Below are 21791 nucleotides of genomic sequence, written 5' to 3'. Positions count from 1 at the left end.
CTCGAACGGGGGGCACCACATGACCACGGCGCCCGACCTCTCGCGTGCCACCGCGAGGCAGCGTCTCGTCGTCGTCCTGGGCGCGCTCCTCGTGTGGGCCTGCTCGGGGTGCGACGTCGCGTCGAGCCCGGCCCCGTCCTCGGAGCTGACCATCGTCGCCCGGGACGCGTCGTCCATGACGGTCCACGACATCAAGGACGGTCAGCCGGTGGTCGCGTCGGGTATCGCCGCCTGCGTCTCCGGCGGGACAGGGGTCACCCTCACGGCCGTGACGGCGAACGGGGGCGACGGCTCGCCGTTGCCGGTCACCGCCTTCGGAACCCTCCTCGGCACTCCCGGGCCGCAGTCGGACATCCCCCTGAGCCGGACCGGTCGCCTCGCCGACGTCGAGGCCAGGAGCGGCGGCAAGGTGGTGACGACACCCTGCCGGGACCCGGCGGACCAGACACCGACGACGATGAGCTGGCTCGCCTGGGAGGTGACCGGTACCCCGTCCGGCTCCCACGCGGCGACGAGCTTCACCGTCCACTACCGGGACGCCGACGGGGCGGAACGCACGGTGACGGTCCCGGTCGGCATCACGCTGTGCCGCCCGGGGGACGGCACGGGCGACTGCCGACGGTGAGCGCGGCGGCGGGCCGTCGGGACACCCCGCGCACCGATCCACCGCTGGACGTCCGAAGGGCCCGGTCGACGACCGGGCCCTTCGTCGTGCCGGTGGGTGTCCCTCGACGGCGGGCCCGGCACGGGAGGGAGCTGCCGGGGCGTCGCGACGGGGGTCACGCACGAGGTCGGCGGGAGGAGGGTGGGGTCATCCGTCCGACGACAGATCGACGATAGCGAACGTGTGCAGATTCGGGAACATCTGCGCAAGTTCGACTTATCGGACAGGTGGCAACAAGGGCTCGGTGTCGACCACCGGCGTGTGCGAAGACGTTTTCGCAGTCGTTTTCCCTCAGGTACTACTCGCGCTGCCGATAGTACGCAGTGCGGCGCATCACTCTCGGTGAGCCGAGCCCGGCTCGAGGTGACCGGGTGTCACGGGCCACGACAGAGGTGGATCGCGGTGAACCTGTTCCGCAAGGCGGCGATGGCCTTCGGGGTGCTCGCCGTGGTGACGATCGCGGGCGAGGCCCTCGTCATCGCCGACGCCTCCAGCTCGGCCACCAGTCTCGAGCGGTTCCAGAGCGACGCCGCCGCCTACCAGGGGGCGGTCCGCGGTCTCGTCACCGACTGGTACCTCTACGACGACCAGAACAACATGTACGTCCTCGTCGCGGCGACGGCGCCGAGCAACACGCGGCTCGTCGAGGCGACGTACGCGCAGGGGCTCGAGGGGGTCAAGGCCTTCGGGGTCGACCTCGCGGAGGCGCGTCGGCTCGCCCCGCCGTCCGAGGCGGCCGGGCTCGACGCGGTGCAGCGCGACTTCCAGGCGTACGAGGACTTCGCGCGCCGCGCCCGCGTCGCCCAGCAGGCCGGCGACGTCGCCACGGCCGCGAAGCTCATCACGGTCAGCAACGAGGAGGTCTCCAACCGCCTCATGGACGACCTGGACGCCGCCCGCACCGCGGCCGACGAGCACCTCGCCGCCGTGGTGGCCGACCTCACCGAGAAGCAGCGGCTGATGCGCACGACGGCGATCGCGGTCGCCGTCGTCATCGTCCTCGGGCTGCTCGTCCTCGGGGCGCTCTTCGCGCGCACCGTGCTGGTCCCGCTGGACCGGCTCGCCGCCCGGATGGACGACATCGCGACGGGCGAGGGGGACCTCACGGCCCGGGTCGACGAGACCCGGTCGGACGAGATCGGCGCCCTCGGCCGGGCGTTCAACTTCTTCATCGGCCGCATCCAGGGCGTCATGGTCGCCTTCGAGCAGTCGATCGTCGCCCTCCTGGCGGCCTCCGAGGCGCTGCGGGCCATCACCCACGACACCGCGACGAACGCGGACGCCACGGCGGCGACCGCGCGGTCGGCGGCCGCCTCGGCCGACCAGGTCGCCACCCACATCACCTCGGTCGCCTCGGGCGCCAACCAGATGGGCGCCTCGATCAGCGAGATCGCGCGCAACGCCTCGCACGCGGCCGGGGTGGCCTCCGGCGGCCGCGAGCGGACCGCCGAGATCGCCGAGCGGGTACGACGCCTCGCCGCCTCCTCCTCGGAGATCGACGGTGTGGTCCGGCTCATCAACGCCATCGCCGAGCAGACCAACCTCCTCGCGCTCAACGCCACCATCGAGGCCGCCCGCGCGGGCGAGGCCGGCAAGGGCTTCGCCGTCGTCGCCAACGAGGTCAAGGCCCTGGCCCAGCAGACCGCCGGCGCGACGAGCGACATCTCCGCCAAGGTCGCCGCCATCCAGACCGACACCGGCGTGGCCGTCGAGTCGATGGCGGAGATCAGCGCCCTCATCGAGGAGATCAGCGAGATCCAGGGAGCGATCGCCGCCGCCGTCGAGGAGCAGAACGCGACGACGACGGAGATCACCCGGTCGGCCGCGGAGGTGGCCGGCAACGCCGGGGCCATCACCGAGGACGTCGCCGCCGTGGCCCGCGCGGTCGGCGCCACGTCGACCGGTGTCGGCGCCTCCTCCGAGACCATCGCCGAGCTCGCCGAGCTCTCGAGCAGCCTCAACGCGCTCATCGTCCAGTTCAAGATCACCTGAGCCGGATCCCCGCACCACCCCCACGAGCTGCCCCACCGGCACCCACCTGCCGTCCTCACACCGGCGTCACCCCACCGGGTGCCGCCCACCGACCGCCACCACACAGGAGCGAGGACCACCACCCATGACCCACCCAGGTTCCACCCGCCTGGCCACCCGCCCCCCGGCCGGCCACCACGCTGCCGTCCCCCCGACCGTCACGGACGTGCGCGACGGTCTCGAGGCGACCCTGCCCGCCGACGACTTCGAGCTCGTCTGGGCCGAGGTCTGCGCACGGGTCGGCGTGCCGACCACCGTCAGCGTCCTCGACGACGCCCAGCTCGACAGCCTCCTCACCCAGGTCGCGGCGCAGGGCAGCCTGTGCCGCGTCCTGGCCATGTCGTGGCGCATCCGCGCCACGGCCGCTCGCAAGCTCACCCAACTCGGACGATAGGAGCGACACCATGACCCTCCCCATGGGCGCTGGCACGGACACCACCACCGACGTGATCGACCCGGGTGCGGATCCCGCGCAGGACCCGGTGGGCGACGTCGACCGCCTGCTCGCGGTGGCCCGCTACGACGTCGAGTCGCCGGAGCTGGCCGCCGTCCTCGACCGGTACGCCGGCGAGGCCGCCGACCTGTTCGGTCTGCCCATCGGCGCGGTGAGCATCGTCCTCGACGGCGCGCAGTACTTCGCCGGCCAGCGGGGCCTCGACGGCTCCTGGATGGGCGAGGCCGCCGGCACCCCGATCGAGTGGTCGTTCTGCGCGACGACGGTGCGCACCAGGGCGCCGTACGTCGTCCCGGACGCGACGGTCGACGAGGTCCAGAGGACGAACCCCCTCGTCCTGCTCGACGGCGTGCGCAGCTACGCCGGCGCCCCCCTCATCACGTCCTCCGGGCACGTGCTCGGCGCCTGCTGCACGCTCGGCTACGAGCCGCGTGAGTTCAGCGCCGACGAGATCGCGCTGCTCGAGCGGCTCTCGGACCGCATCGTCGCGGACCTGGAGCACTTCCTCGTCGACTGACCGCTCACGTCCCGCGTGCCCCGCACCCGCGTCCCGTCCGCCGAGACGCGGTGCGGGACCGCCCGGGAGACTGGGGGCATGGGTCAGTTCGCGGGAGGGGCCGAGGCGCTCACGTGGTTCCTGCTCCCGGCCGCCACGCTCGCCGCGTGGCTGGTGCGGGTCGTCGGCAGCCTGCGACGCCGCGACGCGTCGTACGGGCTGATGCCGGTCCTCGCCGCGACGCTGCTCGCGCTCGTCCTGCTCGTCGCCTCCTTCGTGCTGCCCGGCCGCGACGTCGTCGCGGTCAACGCGCTCGCGACGCTCGTCCTCGTGCTCGGCCTGGCCGTCCTCGAGGTCCCGCTGTGCGGCGTGCGCTCGGTGGCCGACGTCCTGCGCGGACGACGCCCCGTCGCCCCGGAGCCGACCGTCCTGGCCCGCACCGTCGTCGCACCCGTCGTCGCACCCGTCGTCGCACCCGTCGTCGCCCCCGTCGCCCCCGTGGTGGCGGACGTCGCGGTGCGTCCCGACGAGGCCGCGTGACCTAGAGCCGCGGGTCGACCGGGTCCGACTCGAGGGCGAGGACGGCGAAGACCGGCTCGTGCACCCGCCACAGCGGCGCGCCGTCGACGAGCCGCTGCAGCGACTCCAGGCCGAGGGCGTACTCGCGCAGCGCCAGCGACCGCTTGTGGCCGAGCTGCCGGTCGCGCAGCCGCTCGAGGTGCTCCGGCCGGGTGTACTCCGGGCCGTAGATGATCCGCAGGTACTCGCGGCCGCGCACCTTGAGGCCGGGCTGGACGAGCCCCTTCGGGCCGCGGACGAGGTTCGCGACCGGCTTGACGACCATCCCCTCGCCTCCGGCGGCGGTGAGCTCCTCCCACCACCGCACCCCGGCCGCGCGCGAGGCCTCGTCGGCGAGGTCGACGACGACGCGACGCGTCGGGCGCACGAGGACGGGGTCCGCCGCGGCCAGCCGGTCCGCCACGTCGAGGTGCCAGAGGTGGTCGCGCTCGCTCCCGAGACCACCGTCCCAGGCAAGGACCTGGAACGGCGCCAGCTCGACCCCGTCCAGACCGTCGGTGGGCCGGACGTAGCGCCGGTACGAGGCCACGTACGCCTCCGCGTCGTCGACCCGGCCCCGGGTGCGGGCCAGCAGCCCGTCGACGTCGAGCCCCCGCGCCGCCGCCTGCTCGAGCGCCGCGACGGCGGCGGGCAGGGAGGCGCCGGCGGCCGCCCCGACGGCGGCGTACTGCTGCCGCAGGAGCGGACCCGCCTTGAGCGACCACGGGAGCAGCTCGGCGTCGAGGACCAGCCAGCCGGTGCCGAGCTCGTCCCACAGCCCCGTGGCGGTGACGGCCGAGCGCAGCCGTGCCAGCAGCGCCTCGGTGAGCGGACGGTCGAGCAGCGCGCGCCCGGTGCGGGAGTAGAGCGCCCCGGTCTCCCCAGCGAGGGCGGCGAACCGTTCCGTGGCCACCTCCTCGTCGCGGGCGAGGACGACGACCGCGCGCGAGCCCATGTGCTTCTCCTCGCCGACCACCGTGGCGACGCCGGCGTCGTCGTACGCCGAGAAGGCCTGGGCGGGGTGCTCCAGCAGTCCCGTCTCGCTCGACGTCGCGACCGGCGACATCGTCGGCGGCAGGTACGGCAGCCAGCGCGGCGGCAGGGCGAAGCGGCTCATCACCTCGAGGGCGGCGGCCGCCTGCTCCTCGCGGACGGTGATGCGACCGTGGTGGCCGGTCTCGACCGAGCGACGTCCGAGGACGTCGTCCAGGAAGAGGTCTCCTGCGCCACGACCGGCGTCGATCGGCGAGCCGGCCGTCGGGAAAGGCCGCGCCGGCTCGTAGTGCACGCGCTCCGCCGGCACCTGGACGAGCTCGCGCTCGGGGTAGCGCAGGGCGGTGAGGTGACCGCCGAAGACGCAGCCGGTGTCGAGGCACGCCGTGTCGTTGACCCACTCGACGCGCGGTGTCGGCGTGTGCCCGTAGAGCACCGTCGCCGACCCGCGGTAGTCCTGCGCCCACGGGTAGCGCACCGGCAGGCCGAACTCGTCGGTCTCGCCGGTCGTGTCGCCGTAGAGGGCGAACGAGCGCACCCGGCCCGACGCGCGCCCCTGGTACTCCTGCTTGAGGCCGGCGTGCGCGACGACGAGCCGGCCGTCGTCGAGGACGAGGTGCGAGACGAGGTCGTGGCACCACGCCCGGACGGCGCCCCGGAACTCCTCGCTCTCGCCCTCCAGCTGGGTGAGCGTCGTCTCCAGGCCGTGGCTGACGGTGACCTCCCGACCGTCGAGCGCGCGGACGAGCTTGTGCTCGTGGTTGCCCGGGACGGCGAGGGCGTGCCCGGCCGCGTGCATCCCCATGGCCAGGCGCAGGACGCCCGGCGAGTCGGGCCCGCGGTCGACGAGGTCGCCGAGGAACACGACGCGACGGCCCTGCGGGTGCACCGCGTCGACCGCGCGACCCGCGTCGTCGCGGACGACGTCGTACCCGAGGCGGTCGAGGAGGGTGAGCAGCTCGGGCAGGCAGCCGTGCACGTCGCCGACGACGTCGAAGGGGCCGTGGTCGTCGCGCCGGTCGCCCCGCAGCCGTTCGCGGACCACCGTCGCCGCGTCGACCTCGTCGACGCCGTGCAGGACGTGGACGACGCGGAACCCCTCGCGCTCGAGCCCGCGCAGGGAGCGGCGCAGCTGGTCGTGGTGGCGCTGCACGACGCGCCGGTCGATCCCGCGGCCGGGCCGCGCGGCCTGTCGCTCGGCGGCGACGGACACCGGCACGTCGAGGACGACGGCGACGGGCAGCACGTCGTGCGCGCGGGCCAGCGCGACCAGCTGCGCGCGCGAGTCGCGGGTGACGTTGGTGGCGTCGACGACGGTGAGCAACCCGCGGCGCAGCCGCCGCGCGACGATCTCGCCGAGCAGCCCGAAGGCGTCGGCCGAGGCCGACTGGTCGTCCTCGTCGTTCGACACCATCCCGCGGCAGGCGTCGCTCGAGACGACCTCGTACGGCGCGAAGTGGCGGGCGGCGAAGGTCGACTTGCCGCTGCCCGACGCGCCGACGAGCGCGACGAGCGACAGCTCGGGGACGGTGACGACAGGGGTGCGCGGGGTGTCGGTCATGCGGACACCTCCTGGTCGGGCGGCACGTCGAGGCGGGTGAGGACGGCGAGCTGGGTCGGGGCGCCGTACGTCGCGTCCTGCGGGCCGACGCCCGTGACCTCCACCGCGTAGCCGTACGTGGCCCCGACGTCCTCGAGAAACGCGGCCAGCTCGGCCCGGGTCCACTCGAACCGGTGGTCGGGGTGGCGCACCGCGCCGGCGGGCAGCGCCGGGTAGAGCACGTTGTACTCGGCGTTCGGGGTCGTGAGGACGACGTGGGCCGGCCGCGCGTGCGCGAGCACGGACCGGGCCAGCTCGGGCAGCCGCTCGGGGTCGACATGCTCGACGACCTCCATGAGGACGACGGCGTCCGCGCCGGCGAGGGCGGGGTCGCGGTACGTCGCCGACGACTGCCGCAGCTCCAGGCGCTCGCGGCGGCGGTCGGGCATCCGGTCCAGCCGGAGTCGCGTGGCCGCCCGCTGCAGCACGGTGACCGAGGCGTCGACGCCGACGACCCGGGTGACGGCCGGGTCGTCGAGCAACACGGAGAGCAGGGCGCCCTCGCCGCAGCCGAGGTCGACGACCGAGCGGGCGCCGAGCCGGCGCAGGGTGGCGGCGACGGCGTCGCGGCGCTGGACCGCGAGGGGTGCCTCGGGTCCTCTGGCGTCGGCATCGGCGTCGGCGTCCACGACGTCCGGCTCCGGGGTGTCGTCGAGCGCGTCGAGCCGGGCGGTGGCCTCGCGGACCAGCGAACGCTGCCGGGCCAGGTAGCGGTGCATCACCAGGTCGCGGTCCGGGTGGGTGGCCAGCCAGCCTCCGCCGGTGCGCACGAGCTTGTCGACCTCGTCGCTGCTCACCCAGTAGTGCTTCGACCCGTCGAGGACGGGCAGCAGGACGACGAGGTGGCCGAGCGCGTCGGCGAGCCGGTGGGTGCCGTGCAGCCGCAGGTCGACGTACGGCGACCCGCCCCACTCCGGGTGCTCGTCGTCGAGCGGCACCTCGCGCGCCTCGACCTCCCAGCCGAGCGGCCCGAAGAGGCGCCGGACGAGGTCCGCGCCGCCCGCGCCACCGGCTGTCCCACTCCCCACCCGGGCGGGCAGCGCGGGGACGTGGACCTCGAGGTCGAGGGGGACGTCGACCAGCTCGGGGCGCGCGGCGCACCGCCCGGCGACGGCGGTGCGGAAGACCCGGCCCAGGGCGACGGCGAGCAGCGACGAGGCGGCGTACGGGCGGTCGTTGACGTACTGGCCGAGCGCGAAGCCGTCGACGGCGAACCGGGTGCCGCGCACCAGCCCGACCGGGTCGACCTCGAGCAGCAGCAGCACGGTGCACCGCTCGCGCGAGACCTCCGGGTAGAGCACGTGCGCGAGACCGACCGAGGAGTCGAGCTGCTGGACGCGCTCGGGGTGCTTGTGCAGCAGGTAGCCCAGGTCGGACGCGTCGGGCAGGCCCGGCGAGGCGGTCGCGGTGAGGGTGAGCAGCACGAGGTCATCGTGCCTTCTCCGGCAACCTTCTCGTGACCCGCGAGATCGAGCGGCGCGGCGCGTTCCGGTTCGACCACGAGCTGGACGACGCGCTGCGGCTCCTGGCCGACGGCCGACCGGTGGCGCCGGTCGTCCCGCACGTCGTCGGCGTCGACCGGGCCCGGGAGGCCTTCGACTTCGCCGGGGACCGGTCGGTCGCGAGCAAGGTGCTGCTCGACGTCACCGGGACGGGCGGGTAGCGCGCGGAAACGCTCACACGGGAACCCTCAGACGGGACCACCCCCGGCCGATGGTGCGCACGGGCGAGCTCTCCCGACGGTGGGATCCGCCGCCCGTCGACAAAGGGAGGCCGGATGAGCGAGGTGGTGGTGACGTCGGCCTGCGCCCTCACCGGCCGACCGGACGCGGCGCCGGAGCGGGACTTCGACGACCTCACCGGGCTCGCTGCGATGCTCTGCGACGCGCAGATCTCGCTCGTCACCCTCGTCGACGGCGACCGGCTGCTCTTCAAGTCCCACCGCGGGCTCGACGCCTCCGAGACGGCGAAGGACGGCACCTTCTGCGCCTGGGTCGTCGCGCACGAGACTCCCCTGCTCGTCGAGGACGCGCGGCTCGACCCCCGGTTCGCCGACGGGGCGGTGGTCGCCGGGGCGCCGTACGTCCGCTCGTACGCGGGGGTGCCCCTCGTCGTCGAGGACGAGGTCGTCGGCACCCTCTGCGTCATGGACCCGCGGCCGGGGCACCTCACCGAGGCTCAGCTCGACCAGCTGTGGATGCTCGGGCGCCAGGCCTCGGGCCAGCTGGTGCTGCGTCGTCAGGCCGCCCTGCTCACCCGCGAGGCCGAGGTCCGCGAGCAGGTCGAGGCCGACCTGCGAGAGGCGGCCGAGTCGGTGGCGCGCTCGGAGCGCCGGATCCGGGTGCTCTTCGACCACTCGCCCATCGGGCTGGCCGAGTGCCTGCCCGACGGCACCTTCGTCGACGTCAACACCACCCTCTGCCGGATGCTCGGGTACGAGCGGCACGAGCTGCTGGGGACGCTCTCCGCGGACCTGCTGGCGGACGACGAGGAGCGCGCCCGCCAGGAGGCGGACCTGGGCACCCTCGACGGCCGCCTGTCCTACTTCGCGCGGCGCCGCTACCGGCAGTCCGACGGCGGGTCGCTGCCCGTGCTCGTCGGGGTCGCGCGGGTGCTCGGCCCCGGTGCGTACGACGGCGTCGAGGACCGGCTCATCGCGACCGTCACCGACATCACCGACCAGGTCCTCGCGGAGCAGCGGCTGACCGCCGCCCACGAGGAGCTGCGGCGCCGGCAGATCTTCACCGACGCCGTGCTCGACAGCATCGACGTCGGCATCGTCGCGTGCGACGAGAGGGGCCGGCTGACCGTCTTCAACCGGGCCACCCAGGCGTGGCACGGGATGGGCGTCGACGACGCGGGTGCGCAGGACCCCGACAGCTTCGGCACGTCCTTCGCCCTGTTCGAGGACGACGGCACGACCGTCCTCGTCCCCGACCGGGTGCCGCTGCTGCGGGCCCTGCGCGACGGCACGGTCGACGACGTCGAGATCGTCATCAGCCCTGCGGACCGGCCCGCGACCCGGGTGGAGTGCTCCGGCCGGTCGATGGTCGACGAGGACGGGCACCTGCTCGGCGCCGTCGTCGCCATGAACGACATCACCGCGGCCCGGGCGCAGCAGGCTGCGCTGCTGGCCAGCGAGACGCGCTCGCGGGCGATCTTCGAGTCCGACCCGGCGGCGCTCGTCCTCTTCACGCTGGAGGGGCGGGTCGTCCAGGCGAACTCGGCGGTAGCCACCGTCCTCGGGCTCAGCGCCCAGGGCGTCGCGGCGGCCGAGACCGTCGACGAGCTGCTCGCCCCGGGTGACCGCGACGTCGTCCGCGGTCTGGTCGACCTGGCGCACCGCGAACCCGGTCACGCGGTGACGGCCGAGCGCGAGCTGCGTACGCACGACGGCCGCACGGTGTGGTGCCTGCTCACGGTCACCGACCTGCCCGACCCCGAGCTCGGCCACTGCCTGCTGCTGCAGGCGGAGGACGTGAGCCTGCGGCGCGAGGCCGAGCGGCGGCTCACCCACCAGGCGCTGTACGACGCCCTCACCGACCTGCCCAACCGGACCCTGCTGTCCGAGCGGATCCGTGCCGCGGTCTCACGCGGCCAGCGACGGGGCGACGGCGCCGTCTACGCGCTCTTCTGCGACCTGGACGGCTTCAAGGACGTCAACGACACCTACGGTCACGCCGCCGGCGACCGGGTCCTCGTCGAGGTCGCCCGCCGGCTCAGCGCGACAGTGCGGACGGTCGACACCGTCGGCCGGCTCGGTGGTGACGAGTTCCTCGTGCTGTGCGAGGAGATCGGGACCGACGACGAGGTCTCCCGCCTCGCGGGTCGCCTGGCGCGAGCCGTGTCCCGACCGGTGCGGTGGGACGGTCACGAGGTGACCGTGTCGATGAGCGTCGGCATCGCCCGGGCGGACGCGACGACGACCCCGGAGCAGCTGGTCGGCCGCGCGGACGCCGCGATGTACCGGGCCAAGCGGCTCGGCAAGGACCGGCTGGTGCTCGACGTGCCGGCGGGTCGCTCATCCTCCGTCGCCTGACAGAGGCTCCTACGGTTTTGTCAAGCGGATGATCCGCCAGGGTGACGAGACGTCCGAATTGTTCTGTGTCGCGAATCCGGCTGTGCAACACCGGGATTGGCGCGCAACAGCCGGCTTGGGCTGTCGGTGGTCGGTTCTAGCGTAGGGACATGGACGAGGACCTGACCCCGGAGCGCGGTGCGGCGGACGCCGCTGCCGCGTCCGCTGGTGCGGGGTCGTGGCGTCGGGTCGGGGACGTCCTGGGTGAGCCGGAGCAGTGGTCGGCGGGGTTCGGGAAGCAGCGTGACGGCATCGCCCCTGAAGATCGGGGTGACCTCGGAGCTGAGCGGCTGCTGACCGACGCGACCGCCGTGGCGGTGGCGCACCTGCGGGCGGCGGCGGAACCGACGCCGACGTCGCAGGGGTACCGGCTGTCGACCGGTCAGGTCCTCGCCGCGTTCGCGGACGTCGGGGAGGCGCGGGCACGGTTGGAGGTCCTCGAGCAGGTCCTGCTCGGTGAGGTGCTCTCGCGGGGCTTGGCGTCCGAGGCGGGGTTCTCGGTGGCGGACTACACCCGTCAGGCCCTGGGGGCACGGGCGCCGCTGCCGGAGGTCAACACCGTCGCCGCCGCGGTCACGGTGGCGAGGGCCACCACCGTCCTCGCCGACACAGGACAGCTCGGGGGCGCGTCGCGGGACCGCGTGCCCGGTGCGGACGTCGTGCGGGAGGCGGTCTTCTCCACCGCGCTGCCGGTCGGGCGGGCCGCGCAGATCGTGCGGTTCGCCCAGCAGATCCAACCGGTCGCCGACGAAGACGACCTGACGACGTGGGTGACCGGGCTCGTCGTCGGCGCCTCCGACGTCCTGCCCGACGTCCGACCAGACGGCTCCACGGATGCGCGTGAGACCGAGGCTCCGGGGTCCTCTCGGGGCGTGGACGCGAAGCGGCTGGCCCGACACCTGCGCGAAGCCGCCGCCGTGGTCAAACCGGCGAAGGACCTCGAGGACGACGAACGCCGCGCCCGGCAGGCGCGGGCGTTCACCCGCATCGACGGCGGCGCCTCCGCCACCGGCCTCGCCTCGTACAAGCTGACCCTGGACCCCGAGGGCGCCGCGATCGTCGACGCCGCCGTCTCCGCGCTGTCCGCGCCGCGGCGGCTGCAGGACGGCACCCTGGAACCGGGTGAGATGAGCGACCCCCGCTCACCCGCGACGCGGCGCGCCGACGCCCTGCTCGACCTCGTCAACCGCGCCGTCGCCGCCGGCGGCGAAGACCCCGGCGTCCCCGGCGGCGGCTCGACCGGCGGCTCGACCGGCGGCTCGACCGGCGGCTCGACCGGCTCTTCGCGGGATGACGACACCACGGCTGACCCGAAGGCTGAGGCTGGTGCTGGGGCGGGTGCTGGCGCGGGTGCTGGGGCGGCGTTCGGGCCGCGGCCCGGACTCGGGGACAAGACCCAGCTGCTCGTCACCATCGACCTCGACGCCCTGGTCGGCGCCCTCGACCGCGCCGGCATCACCTCCACCGGGGAGGTCCTCTCCCCCGCGACCGTGCGCCGCCTCGCCTGCGAGGCCGGGATCATCCCCGCCATCCTCGGCACCAACGGACAGGTCCTCGACCTCGGCCGCACCAAGCGGCTCTTCACCCCCGCCCAACGCCTCATCGTGTGGCGACGGGACAAGCACTGCACCTACCCCGGCTGCACCGTCCCCGCCACCTGGTGCGACGTCCACCACGTCCAGTGGTGGTCGCGCGGCGGCACCACCGACCGCAGCAACGCCGCTCTGCTCTGCCGACGCCACCACACCCACGTCCACACCCACGACCTGCACGCACCCATCACCCCCACCGGCGTCACCTGGCACGCCCCACCACCGACACCACCGACGCGCACCTGAGCGGGGACGTGACAACGCCGCGATCTGCTCGCGAACGGCGATGGCATGCGCGCCGGTCGCACCTGTCGCGTGCCGAGTTCGGAGCCGGTACGAGGGGGCTCAGGACTCCGGCAGCTCACCCCGCCGCCAGAGGTCGATCACGTGGTGTGGTTCCTCGCCGCCGATCAGCAAGCGTCCGAGCCGAGTCCAGCTCGGCGCGTCCTCTGCAGGAGGAAGGTCGAGCGGCGGCGGTGCGGGGATGCGCCAGCGGCTGATCATGAGGGCGTCGAAGACCGCCGCGTCGCTGTCTGCACACCGCCCCATCCCGGCGTGCGACGGGTCCGCAAGATACGAGGCGAGTGGCTGCGTGATCGTGAACGAGACTCCCGTAGCTGTCCGGCGGCTCGATCGGCGGCCCTCCGCCACCGGCAGGATCTTGAGCACCATGGAGACGTCGACGACCGGCACGTGCTCAGCCACCCAGGCGCCGTACTCGGGACTGTTCTGTTGGAACGCCTCACGGACGGCGCACCGCTCCATGTAGGCGGCCCATCTCGGGACGTGCTGCGGGCAGTAGATGCTGTAGCCGATGGGGATCGAGTACCAGGGCCGTAGGACTTCGTCAGGCACGTTCTCACGCCGGCCCGTCAGCCGCGCTGCGCAGGTACCGGCCGAAGTGCGGCACGGTGAACGCGATCCGACCACGTTCGCCGGAGTAGATCAGCCCCTTCTTCAGCAGCGCGTCCCGCGCGGGGGACAGTGACTGCGGCTTGCGATCCAGGTGCGCCGCGACGGCGGACGTGAGGACCGAGTCCTGCTCCGCCGCGGCGGGGCCCACGACGTCGGCGTTCTCCTCGGTCGCGCCATCGGGCTCGACCGCCACGTCGGCCATCGCCCGCAGGTACTCCCGCTCGGCCGGGGTGGCGCGCTCGAGCCGCGACCCGAAGAACCCGACGGCGAGCTCGGCCTCGGCCTCCGGGGCGGCGACCCGCACGTCGTCGGCGGTCACCGGCGTCCGGGCCGCGACATCCCAGACGACCTTGCCGTAGGCCTGGACGAAGTACGGGTAGCCGGCGGTGACGTCGTACATCGCCTGCAGCGCCTCGGGGGTGAACTCGGCGTCTTCCTCCGCGGCGGGCGCGACGAGCGCACGGTCGGCCGACTCGCGGTCGAGCCGGTCGACCCGGGAGTACCGGAAGAGACGCTCGCTGTAGGACTTGCTGGCGCTCAGCACCGCGGGCAGGTGCGGCAGGCCCGCGCCGACGACGAGGACGGGCAAGCCCGCCTGGCTGATCTCGTGGCAGGCCGCGCACACCGCGGAGACGTCGGCCGGCCCGAGGTCCTGCATCTCGTCGACGAAGATCCCGATGCCCTTACCCCGGTCCGCCGCGAGCCCGCCGACGTCGGTGAGCAGCTCGACGAGGTCGATCTCGACGTCACCGGAGTCGGCGCGACCGCTCGTCGCCGGGACGTCGATCCCGGATCTCCACCGGTCCCGCAGCTTCGCCGCGGGCTGGTCACGCAGCGCGAACGCCTTGACCGTCCCCAGTACCTCGTCGGCCTGGTCCCGGTCGGGGTGCCCCAGCTCCCGTACGGCGACGTGCAGCGCCGCCGCGAGCGGTCGCCGCAGCGACTGGTCCGGACGCGCCTCCAGCTTCCCCGTCCCCCAGCCGGCCCGGACCGCCTGCGAGCGCATCGCGTTGAGCAGCACCGTCTTCCCGACCCCGCGCAGCCCGGTCAGCACGACCGACCGCTCGGGTCGTCCCCGCGCAACCCGTTCGAGGGTCACGTCGAACTGGTCGAGCTGCGCGTCGCGGCCGGCCAGCTCGGGCGGGCGCTGACCCGCGCCGGGGGCGTACGGGTTCCGGATCGGGTCCACGATCGCAGCGTATGGCGCCGTCTAGTGCGGACCCGATAGGACGGCAGAGACGGCTAGGGCGTGTCGCGCGGGTGCTCGCCGTACAGCACGCGCTTGAGCCGCCACGGCACGGGCTCGTCGATCTCGAGCAGCCGCACCCGCCGCAACGGGGCGTCCTCGATACCCTGCGTCACGGCGTCCCACGCCCGTTCGATCTGGTCGGGGTCGTCGAGGTCGCCGGACCACAGGTGGTAGCTCATCAGGTCGGCCAACCGCGGGTCCGGGTCGTCGAGCAGAGCCCGTACGGCGTCGTCCCACACGGCGAGCACCTCGTCGCTGCGCACCGCTGGCGCGGTCATGAGCAGCGCGTAGGTCGGCATCCGCCGGTACGCCGCGAGCAGCACGCGTAACCGGGTGACGTCGTCCTGTCCCCGCAGCGGGTCGGTGTCGTCGGTCGGATCGGGGAACAGCACGTCGGCCACGTCGTGCGGCACTTCGCGAACGTCGTCCGGCCACGTCGGGACGACGTCCTCCGGGGTCTCCGCGCGCCCCGACCCCTCCGCGGTCCGCCACGCCCACTCGACGGCCGCGTCGAACCGGTCGCGGCCGACCCGGTCGACGACCCGCTCGAGCAGGGCATCGACCTCGCAGTCGGTGGGCCGGCCCCTCAGGGCGGGGTCGGTCACGCGAGGTCGGTGAGGGCGAACCGCTCGTCCGGGCGCGCGATGGCGTCCTGGTTCTCGACGAGGCGCATCTCGCCGCCGCCGGCGTCGTGAGTGGCCTGGAGGACGGCGTACATCGAGGCGGCGGTGCGCGAGAGGGCGGTGCGGGCGCCGTCGCGCAGGAGGTGCGCGAGGAAGATCGCGGCGGTGGCGTCGCCGCCGCCGCGCACGACCATGTCGAGCATCGGCGTCGCGACCGACCACGCGCCCTCGTCGCTGACGCAGACCATCTCGATGGTGCCCTCGGCGGTGTCGGCGTTCTGCACGCTCGTCACGAGGACGGTGCGCGGGCCCTGCTCCCGCAGTCGGCCGATCGCGTCGAGCAGCGCCGCGCGGGTGGGCAGCTCGCTGCCGGTGAGGAACTCGAGCTCGAACTGGTTCGGGGTGACGACGTCGGCGGCGGGGACGACGTGGTCGCGCATGTACTCCGGGATGCCGGGCCGCACGTAGAACCCGCGACCGACGTCACCGAGGACGGGGTCGCAGCAGTAGACCGCCGACGGGTTGGCCGCCTTGACCCGGCCGACCGCGTCGAGGACGACCTCGCCGATCGTCTCGGCGCCCTGGTAGCCGGACAGCACCGCGTCGATCGTCGAGAACGCCCCGCGCTCCTCGACCCCCAGCAGCACCTCGCGGACGTCGTCCGGCGCGACGACCGGGCCGCGGACGGCGCCGTACCCCGTGTGGTTGGAGAAGGTGACCGTGAGCACCGGGTAGACCTCGACGCCGAGCCGCTGGAGCGGGAAGACGGCGGCCGAGTTGCCCGCGTGCCCGTAGGCGACGTGCGACTGGATCGACAGGACCTTCATCGCGTCACTTCACCCGCGGGGTCTCGCCGGACGCCGACTCCATCGGCTTGCCGGCCGCCGACCAGGCGCCCATGCCGCCGTCGACGTTGACGACGTCGTACCCCTGCTGCGAGAGCCACGCGACCGCGCGGGCGGACCGGCCGCCCGCCTTGCAGGTCACCGCCAGCGGGCCGTCGACCTGCGGCAGCTCGCCGACGCGGGCCGGCAGGTCGCCGAGCGGGATGTGGACGGCGCCGGGCGCGTGCCCCGCGTCCCACTCGTCCTGCTCACGCACGTCGAGGAGCACGGCGTCGTCGGGCAGGTCGGTGACGGAGGTCTGCGGGATGGCCATGGGCCGATCCTGCCACCGCGGGACTCCCGACGCCCGAACGGGTACGGCGCTCCGGTGACCCCTTCTGATCCGCACCACCCCCTGTCCGTCGTCGTCGTGGGAGCCGGGCTCTCCGGGGCCGCCTGCGCCCGGACCCTCGTCGACGGCGGCGCCCGGGTCCGGCTCGTCGAGCGCGGCCGCGCTCCCGGCGGGCGGATGGCCTCGCCTGAGGTCCACGGCCGCCGCGTCGACCTGGGCCCGGGGTTCGTCACGAGCAAGGACGACGAGTTCGGGGCGCTGCTGCGCGACTGGGAGCGACGCGGCCTGGCGACGCCGTGGGTCGACGGCACCGAGGTGCTCGGCCCGGACGGTCTCACCCGCAAGGAGGGCCCCGTGCGGTGGGCCGCCCCGGGCGGTCTGCGCAGCCTCGTCCGCGACGTCCTCGGCGACCCGGTCGCCGCCGGGCTGCACGTCGACCTCGGCGCCCCGGTCGACGACCTGCGGGAGGTCCGCGGCGACGCGGACGCAGTCGTCCTCGCCATGCCCGACCCCCAGGCCGCCCGGCTCGCCCCCGACCTGCTCGCCGAGATCGGTGTCGTCGAGAACGACCCGACCGTCGCCGTCGCGACGGGCTGGCCGGAGCGCACCTGGGACCTGCGCTGCGCCTTCGTCAACGACGACCCGGACGTCGTCTTCGTCGCCGACGACGGGTCGCGTCGCGGGGACGGCGCGCCGGTCCTCGTCGCGCACTCGAGCCCGCAGCTCGCCGCCCGGGTCCTCGCCGAGGCGGACGGTGACCCGCTGGGCGCCGTACCGCCGGTGGTCGCCGCACTGCGCCGCCTGCTCGACCTGGGTGAGCCGGAGTGGACCCACGCCATGCGCTGGGGGATGGCCAAGCCGCAGGGGACGCACGAGACGACGTACCACCTCTCGAGCACCGACGGGGGGACGATCGGGCTGGCCGGCGACCAGTGGGCCGGTGGCGGCACGCCGCGGGTGGAGAGCGCGTGGCGCTCGGGCGTCGACCTCGCGCGCGCCCTGCTCGCGGGCTGACGCGACTAGGCTCGAGCGTCGTGGTGGAGAACCAGCCCGACCCGACCCGCCCCGTCGTCCTCCTCGCCGCCGGTCCCGACCAGCGCGACGCCGTCGAGGAGGCCTTCACCTCGCGGTACGCGCACGACTACGACGTCGTCCTCACCGACGGCGTCGACGCGCTGCTCGACACCGCCCGCGAGCTGACCCTCGACGGGCGCGGCATCGCGCTCGTCGCCGCCGAGACCGAGCTGCCCGACGGGGACGGCATCGGGGCGCTCGACACCGTCCACGACGTCACCGCCACCGCGCGGCGGATCGCCCTGCTCGCCCCGGCCCGCTACAGCGCCAGCCTGCCCCGGCTGCGGGAGGCGTCGGCCGAGGGACGGCTCGACACCTGGCTCGGCATCCCGACCGGCCCGCGCGACGAGGAGTTCCACACCGCCGTCGTCGAGGTGCTCTCGGACTGGGCCTGGTCGACCGGCGCGCTCGGCACCGAGGGCGTGCAGGTGGTCTTCGACCGCAAGACCGCGCAGGTCTCGCAGATCCTCGACTACTTCCAGCGGATGGGGATCCCCAGCCGCAAGTACGCCGCCGACTCCGAGGTGGGTCGCGCCGTCGTCGCCGCCGCCGGACCGGGCGCGCCGTTCCCGTTGGTGCGCAACGCTCCCGGTGTCGGGCGGCGCGGGGAGCGCGGCGAGGTCCAGCCCGAGCAGGTGCTCGCCGCCCCGACGCTCGCCCAGCTCGGCGCGGTGATGTACGGCCGCCCGTCCGACCTCGAGGACGGCTTCGTCGCCGACCTCCTCGTCATCGGCTCCGGCCCGGCCGGGATCGCCGCCGCGGTGTACGGCGCGTCCGAGGGCCTGGCCACCGTCGTCCTCGAGTCCGAGGCCATCGGCGGCCAGGCCGGCACGAGCTCGATGATCCGCAACTACCTCGGCTTCCCCCGCGGCATCTCGGGGATGCGGCTGGCCCAGCGCGCCCGCATGCAGGCCCTGCGCTTCGGGGCGCGGTTCTTCGTCGGCATGCCGGTCAGCGCGGTGGAGACGGCGGCCGTCCACGGCGAGCCGCACACCGTCGTCGTCGACGACGGGACGCCCGGCGGGTCCCGGATCCGCGCCCGCGCGGTCGTCGTGGCCAGCGGGGCGGCGTACCGGCGGCTCGACGTCGACTCGGTGGAGTCCATGGTGGGCCTCGGGGTGACGTACGGCGCCGCGACGACGCTCGCGCCGTACCTCACCGGCCGCTCCGTCCACGTCGTCGGCGGGGGCAACTCCGCCGGACAGGCCGCGGTGCACCTGTCGCGGTTCGCCAAGCAGGTGACGATCGTCGTCCGGCGCGACGGGCTGGCCGAGACGATGTCGGACTACCTGGTCCGCGAGGTCACCGCGAACCCGCGGATCGAGGTGCGCCCCCGCACCCAGGTCGTCGGCGCCGACGGCGAGGGCTGGCTGCAGGGCCTGACCCTGCGCGACGCCGACGGGCACGAGGAGCGGGTCGAGACCTCCGGGCTCGTGCTGCTGCTCGGCGCCGAGCCCTGCGCGGACTACCTGCCCGACGAGGTCGCCCGCGACGCCCGCGGCTTCGTCGTCACCGGCCGCGACGTGCCGCCCGAGCGGTGGCGCGAGGGCGTCCCGCCGGCGGCGCTCGAGACGACGGTGCCGGGGATCTTCGCCGCCGGCGACATCCGGGTGGACTCGATGAAGCGGGTCGCCGCCGCGTCGGGCGAGGGGGCCGCGGCCGTGCCGCTCGTGCACGCCTGGCTGGCGACCCTCACCACCTGACCTCCGGACACAGGGAACCCCACGTCCTGGGCGCCGGAGCACCGGGCGGACGTGGGGTTGCCCGTGTCCGGAGCTAGAAGGCGGCGAGCCGCACGAGGTTGCGCATCGCCATCGTCACCGTCATCGGCCCGACGCGGGGGATGAACGCCGACGCCTTCTCCAGCACCGACTCGTCGAAGTTCCTGAACTGCGAGAAGTTCACGCAGATCGCCCCGTCGCGGATCTCGTCGGCGGTGACGAGCGGGAAGTCGCGCGACGGCACCCCGGTGACGACGACGTCGGCACGGGCCAGCGCGCGCGCCCGGGTCTCGTCGCTGTCGCGGACGGCGTGCGCGTGCCGGCCGATGGCGGGCTCGAAGACGACGGTGCCGTCCAGGTCGAGCGAGACGACCTCGGCGCCGTCGTTGGCGAGCATCGCCGCGAGCGGCCGGCCGACGACGTCGCTGCGGTTGATGACGCAGGCGGTGACGCCCTCGAGCGGGGCGCGCTCACCGGAGCGGCGCAGCCCGGCGTCGTCGAGCAGCTTGAGGATGGCCAGCGGCGTGCACGGCAGGATCGCGCGACGGCCGCCGTCGAGGACGCGCCGGTTCTCGTAGAGCATCCGGCTCCAGAACGAGTGCATCCCCTCGACGTCCTTGCGCGGGTCGACGAGCTCGCGCAGCCACGGGTCCTCGTCGGTGTCGGCGAGGGGGTAGTAGCAGAAGATCCCGTGCACTCCGGGGTCGGCGTTGGCCTCCCGGACGGCGTCGCCCGCCGCGCCCGGCTCGACCTCGCGCAGGACGAAGTCGATGCCGACGTCGGCCGCGCCGCGGGCCGCCCACTGGGCATAGGTCCGGGCCGGGCCCGCGCCCTGGCTGAGCAGCCCGACGATCCGGGGCGTCGCCCCGTGCCGCCGCGTCACCGCGGCCACCTCGTCGCGCACCTCGGCCCGGAACCGGGCCGCCACCTCGGCGGGGTCGACGACGAGCGCGCTCACGCCGGGTCTCCTTGCTTTCGCTGGTCCTGGTGCTGTTGCTGGTGGGGATCGTGCGTCCCGGGGGTCTCCAGACGCCGCCGTACGGCGTCCCGTCGGGTCACCAGCTCGGTGGTCTCGTCGGCGCCGGCCCTCTCCAGGGCGGCGAGGTTGACGTCGGCCGTGCGGATCGCCGCCCATGCGGCGCCGCGGGCGACGTCCCCACCGGCGAGCGCGTCCGAGCGGATCCCCGCGTGGACGGCGCCCTCGGCCTGGGCCGCGAGGTCGACGACGTCAGCGAGCGCCTCGGCCAGCCCGAGCGGGCTGCGGGTCGCCGCGACGGTGGCCGTGCGGATCGCGGCCGACCGGGCCGCGCGCTGCTCGTCGTCGTCACGGGGTCGGCCGTACGCCGCCATGAGGGCCTCGAAGTCCGCCACGTCCTGGTCGGCCCCCGCCCGCACCCGCGTCAGCAGCGCCTCGCCGCGGGCGGCAAGGTCCGCGAGCCGCGACCGCTGCGCGTCCTCGAGGTCGCGCCGGCGCGCGGTCACCGCGAGCGCCATGAGCACGAGCCCGGTGCCCAGCGCGCCCGTGAGGGCGGCGACGGAGCCACCACCGGGGGTCGGGTCGGCCGACGCCGTCCGCGTGAGCAGCTCGTCCGCGGACCGGTCCCACAGGCTCGTCTCCATCGGGGACGAGCGTAGTGGGGCGAGCCCCACTCGCCGACGGGGCTACTTCAGCAGCCGGCTCATCCGGCGGTCGGCCAGCGGCTTGCCGCCGGTCTGGCAGGTGGCGCAGTACTGCAGGGAGGAGTCGGCGAAGGACACCTCGCGGACGGTGTCGCCGCAGTCGGGGCACGGCTGGCCGGTGCGGCCGTGCACCCGCATCCCCTCGCGCTTGGCGTCCTTGAGCTCCTTGGCCGGCTTGCCCGACGCGGCGACGACGGCGCCGCGCAGGGTGTCGCGCATCGCGTCGTACAGCCGCTCGACGTCGGCGGGCTTGAGCGTGGCGGCGAGGGCGAAGGGCGACATCCGCGCGACGTGGAGGATCTCGTCGGAGTAGGCGTTGCCGATGCCGGCGAGGAACTCCTGGTCGCGCAGCAGGCCCTTGATCTGGGTGCGGCGGCCCTCGAGCATCGCGGCGAACCGCTCGAGCGAGAAGTCGTCGGCCATCGGGTCGGGCCCGAGGCTCGCGATCCGGGGCACGTCGGCCACGTCCCGCACGATGTAGGCCGCCAGCGACTTCTTCGTCCCCGCCTCGGTGACGTCGAACCCGGACCCGTCCGACAGCCGCAGCCGGAAGGCGATGGGCGACTTGCCGGGCCGCAGCACCGTCTGCGGGAGCTCGTCGGACCAGCGCAGCCAGCCGGCCCGGGCCAGGTGGAAGACCAGGTGCGTGCCGTCGACGTCGAGGTCGAGGAACTTGCCGTACCGGTGCACCCCGTCGATCGGGGCCCCCGCCAGCGCCGACGGCGGCGGGTCGAACGTCTTGAGCACGGAGAAGCTGGCCAGGTCGAGCGAGGCCACGGCCAGGCCGGCGGTGCGCTCGGCCAGGAAGTCGACCAGCGCCTGGACCTCGGGCAGCTCCGGCATGCCGGCCATCCTGTCAGGCGCCACCGACACCCGCAGCAGGTCGG

Annotated in this window: 20 protein-coding genes; 10 read left to right on the top strand and 10 right to left on the bottom strand. The window is 74.4% G+C overall.

What is annotated here, in order from left to right:
• Window positions 1-19 precede the first annotated feature (19 nt).
• The 5 genes from FB458_RS06915 (at window position 20) to FB458_RS06895 (ending at window position 4185) form a co-directional block, all read left to right on the top strand.
• Complete coding sequence (locus tag FB458_RS06915; protein ID WP_141847841.1) at window positions 20-625, top strand: hypothetical protein; 606 nt, start codon at window positions 20-22, stop codon at window positions 623-625.
• A gap of 441 nt (window positions 626-1066) precedes the next feature.
• Window positions 1067-2656, top strand: coding sequence for a methyl-accepting chemotaxis protein (locus tag FB458_RS06910; protein WP_141847840.1), 1590 nt, complete (start codon window positions 1067-1069; stop codon window positions 2654-2656).
• A 124-nt stretch (window positions 2657-2780) separates the two neighbouring features.
• A complete protein-coding gene (locus FB458_RS06905) occupies window positions 2781-3089 on the top strand; it encodes a hypothetical protein (protein ID WP_141847839.1) in 309 nt (102 codons plus the stop codon).
• A gap of 10 nt (window positions 3090-3099) precedes the next feature.
• Window positions 3100-3666 (top strand): GAF domain-containing protein, encoded by a 567-nt coding sequence (locus FB458_RS06900; RefSeq protein WP_141847838.1) that lies wholly within the window; start codon window positions 3100-3102, stop codon window positions 3664-3666.
• A 78-nt stretch (window positions 3667-3744) separates the two neighbouring features.
• The gene (locus FB458_RS06895; protein ID WP_141847837.1) at window positions 3745-4185 is read left to right on the top strand and encodes a hypothetical protein; all 441 of its coding nucleotides are present in this window, start codon (window positions 3745-3747) and stop codon (window positions 4183-4185) included.
• 1 nt (window position 4186) lies between these two features.
• Here the strand turns inward: FB458_RS06895 and FB458_RS06890 are convergent, their stop codons facing one another.
• Complete coding sequence (locus FB458_RS06890; protein ID WP_141847836.1) at window positions 4187-6757, bottom strand: polynucleotide kinase-phosphatase; 2571 nt, start codon at window positions 6755-6757, stop codon at window positions 4187-4189.
• Complete coding sequence (locus FB458_RS06885; RefSeq protein ID WP_141847835.1) at window positions 6754-8220, bottom strand: 3' terminal RNA ribose 2'-O-methyltransferase Hen1; 1467 nt, start codon at window positions 8218-8220, stop codon at window positions 6754-6756. Before FB458_RS06885 ends, FB458_RS06890 begins: the two co-directional genes overlap by 4 nt.
• A gap of 32 nt (window positions 8221-8252) precedes the next feature.
• Here FB458_RS06885 and FB458_RS06880 point away from each other — a divergent pair, with 32 nt between their 5' ends.
• The 3 genes from FB458_RS06880 (at window position 8253) to FB458_RS06870 (ending at window position 12712) form a co-directional block, all read left to right on the top strand.
• A complete protein-coding gene (locus tag FB458_RS06880) occupies window positions 8253-8459 on the top strand; it encodes a hypothetical protein (RefSeq protein WP_141847834.1) in 207 nt (68 codons plus the stop codon).
• Window positions 8460-8573: 114 nt separating this feature from the next.
• Entirely contained in the window at window positions 8574-10835 is a 2262-nt protein-coding gene (locus FB458_RS06875) for a sensor domain-containing diguanylate cyclase (protein WP_141847833.1), read from the top strand.
• A 149-nt stretch (window positions 10836-10984) separates the two neighbouring features.
• Entirely contained in the window at window positions 10985-12712 is a 1728-nt protein-coding gene (locus FB458_RS06870) for an HNH endonuclease (RefSeq protein ID WP_141847832.1), read from the top strand.
• Window positions 12713-12811: 99 nt separating this feature from the next.
• Here FB458_RS06870 and FB458_RS06865 read toward each other — a convergent pair whose 3' ends face one another.
• The 5 genes from FB458_RS06865 to FB458_RS06845 form a co-directional block, all read right to left on the bottom strand.
• On the bottom strand, window positions 12812-13171 hold the full coding sequence (locus FB458_RS06865) for a hypothetical protein (protein ID WP_141847831.1): 360 nt from the start codon (window positions 13169-13171) through the stop codon (window positions 12812-12814).
• 154 nt (window positions 13172-13325) lie between these two features.
• On the bottom strand, window positions 13326-14570 hold the full coding sequence (locus FB458_RS06860) for an ATP-binding protein (RefSeq protein ID WP_141847830.1): 1245 nt from the start codon (window positions 14568-14570) through the stop codon (window positions 13326-13328).
• Between the two features lie 53 nt (window positions 14571-14623).
• Complete coding sequence (locus FB458_RS06855; RefSeq protein ID WP_141847829.1) at window positions 14624-15235, bottom strand: hypothetical protein; 612 nt, start codon at window positions 15233-15235, stop codon at window positions 14624-14626.
• Window positions 15232-16080, bottom strand: a complete 849-nt coding sequence (gene pdxY, locus FB458_RS06850) for a pyridoxal kinase PdxY (protein ID WP_141847828.1) — start codon at window positions 16078-16080, stop codon at window positions 15232-15234. The genes FB458_RS06855 and pdxY overlap by 4 nt, the downstream gene beginning before the upstream one ends.
• 4 nt (window positions 16081-16084) lie before the next feature.
• Complete coding sequence (locus FB458_RS06845) at window positions 16085-16411, bottom strand: rhodanese-like domain-containing protein (RefSeq protein WP_141847827.1); 327 nt, start codon at window positions 16409-16411, stop codon at window positions 16085-16087.
• 54 nt (window positions 16412-16465) lie between these two features.
• Here FB458_RS06845 and FB458_RS06840 point away from each other — a divergent pair, with 54 nt between their 5' ends.
• Together FB458_RS06840 and FB458_RS22040 are read left to right on the top strand one after the other, a co-directional pair.
• Window positions 16466-17443 (top strand): NAD(P)/FAD-dependent oxidoreductase, encoded by a 978-nt coding sequence (locus FB458_RS06840; RefSeq protein ID WP_211355954.1) that lies wholly within the window; start codon window positions 16466-16468, stop codon window positions 17441-17443.
• Window positions 17444-17463: 20 nt separating this feature from the next.
• Window positions 17464-19206, top strand: coding sequence for an NAD(P)/FAD-dependent oxidoreductase (locus FB458_RS22040; RefSeq protein ID WP_141847826.1), 1743 nt, complete (start codon window positions 17464-17466; stop codon window positions 19204-19206).
• A gap of 73 nt (window positions 19207-19279) precedes the next feature.
• Here FB458_RS22040 and FB458_RS06830 read toward each other — a convergent pair whose 3' ends face one another.
• Genes FB458_RS06830 through FB458_RS06820 form a run of 3 tightly spaced genes read right to left on the bottom strand, consistent with a single transcriptional unit; the run spans window position 19280 to window position 21747 of the window.
• Entirely contained in the window at window positions 19280-20182 is a 903-nt protein-coding gene (locus FB458_RS06830; protein WP_141847825.1) for a bifunctional methylenetetrahydrofolate dehydrogenase/methenyltetrahydrofolate cyclohydrolase, read from the bottom strand.
• The gene (locus tag FB458_RS06825; RefSeq protein WP_141847824.1) at window positions 20179-20844 is read right to left on the bottom strand and encodes a cyclodeaminase/cyclohydrolase family protein; all 666 of its coding nucleotides are present in this window, start codon (window positions 20842-20844) and stop codon (window positions 20179-20181) included. Before FB458_RS06825 ends, FB458_RS06830 begins: the two co-directional genes overlap by 4 nt.
• Window positions 20845-20886: 42 nt before the next feature.
• Entirely contained in the window at window positions 20887-21747 is an 861-nt protein-coding gene (locus FB458_RS06820; protein ID WP_141847823.1) for an Fpg/Nei family DNA glycosylase, read from the bottom strand.
• Between the last annotated feature and the right edge of the window lie 44 nt (window positions 21748-21791).

This window comes from Lapillicoccus jejuensis (genome assembly GCF_006715055.1).
Taxonomy (GTDB): domain Bacteria; phylum Actinomycetota; class Actinomycetes; order Actinomycetales; family Dermatophilaceae; genus Lapillicoccus; species Lapillicoccus jejuensis.
The sequence above is the reverse complement of the archived record's forward strand: the minus strand, read 5'-3'. Positions and strand labels throughout refer to the sequence as shown.

Bases quoted from the DNA above. Each gene is read 5' to 3' on its own strand.
- FB458_RS06875 (WP_141847833.1), top strand. From the start codon at position 8,574: ATGAGCGAGGTGGTGGTGACGTCGGCCTGCGCCCTCACCGGCCGACCG.
- FB458_RS06915 (WP_141847841.1), top strand. From the start codon at position 20: ATGACCACGGCGCCCGACCTCTCGCGTGCCACCGCGAGGCAGCGTCTC.
- FB458_RS06870 (WP_141847832.1), top strand. From the start codon at position 10,985: ATGGACGAGGACCTGACCCCGGAGCGCGGTGCGGCGGACGCCGCTGCC.
- FB458_RS06825 (WP_141847824.1), bottom strand. From the start codon at position 20,844: ATGGAGACGAGCCTGTGGGACCGGTCCGCGGACGAGCTGCTCACGCGG.
- FB458_RS06820 (WP_141847823.1), bottom strand. From the start codon at position 21,747: ATGCCGGAGCTGCCCGAGGTCCAGGCGCTGGTCGACTTCCTGGCCGAG.
- FB458_RS06895 (WP_141847837.1), top strand. From the start codon at position 3,745: ATGGGTCAGTTCGCGGGAGGGGCCGAGGCGCTCACGTGGTTCCTGCTC.
- FB458_RS06900 (WP_141847838.1), top strand. From the start codon at position 3,100: ATGACCCTCCCCATGGGCGCTGGCACGGACACCACCACCGACGTGATC.
- FB458_RS06890 (WP_141847836.1), bottom strand. From the start codon at position 6,757: ATGACCGACACCCCGCGCACCCCTGTCGTCACCGTCCCCGAGCTGTCG.
- FB458_RS06905 (WP_141847839.1), top strand. From the start codon at position 2,781: ATGACCCACCCAGGTTCCACCCGCCTGGCCACCCGCCCCCCGGCCGGC.
- pdxY (WP_141847828.1), bottom strand. From the start codon at position 16,080: ATGAAGGTCCTGTCGATCCAGTCGCACGTCGCCTACGGGCACGCGGGC.
- FB458_RS06845 (WP_141847827.1), bottom strand. From the start codon at position 16,411: ATGGCCATCCCGCAGACCTCCGTCACCGACCTGCCCGACGACGCCGTG.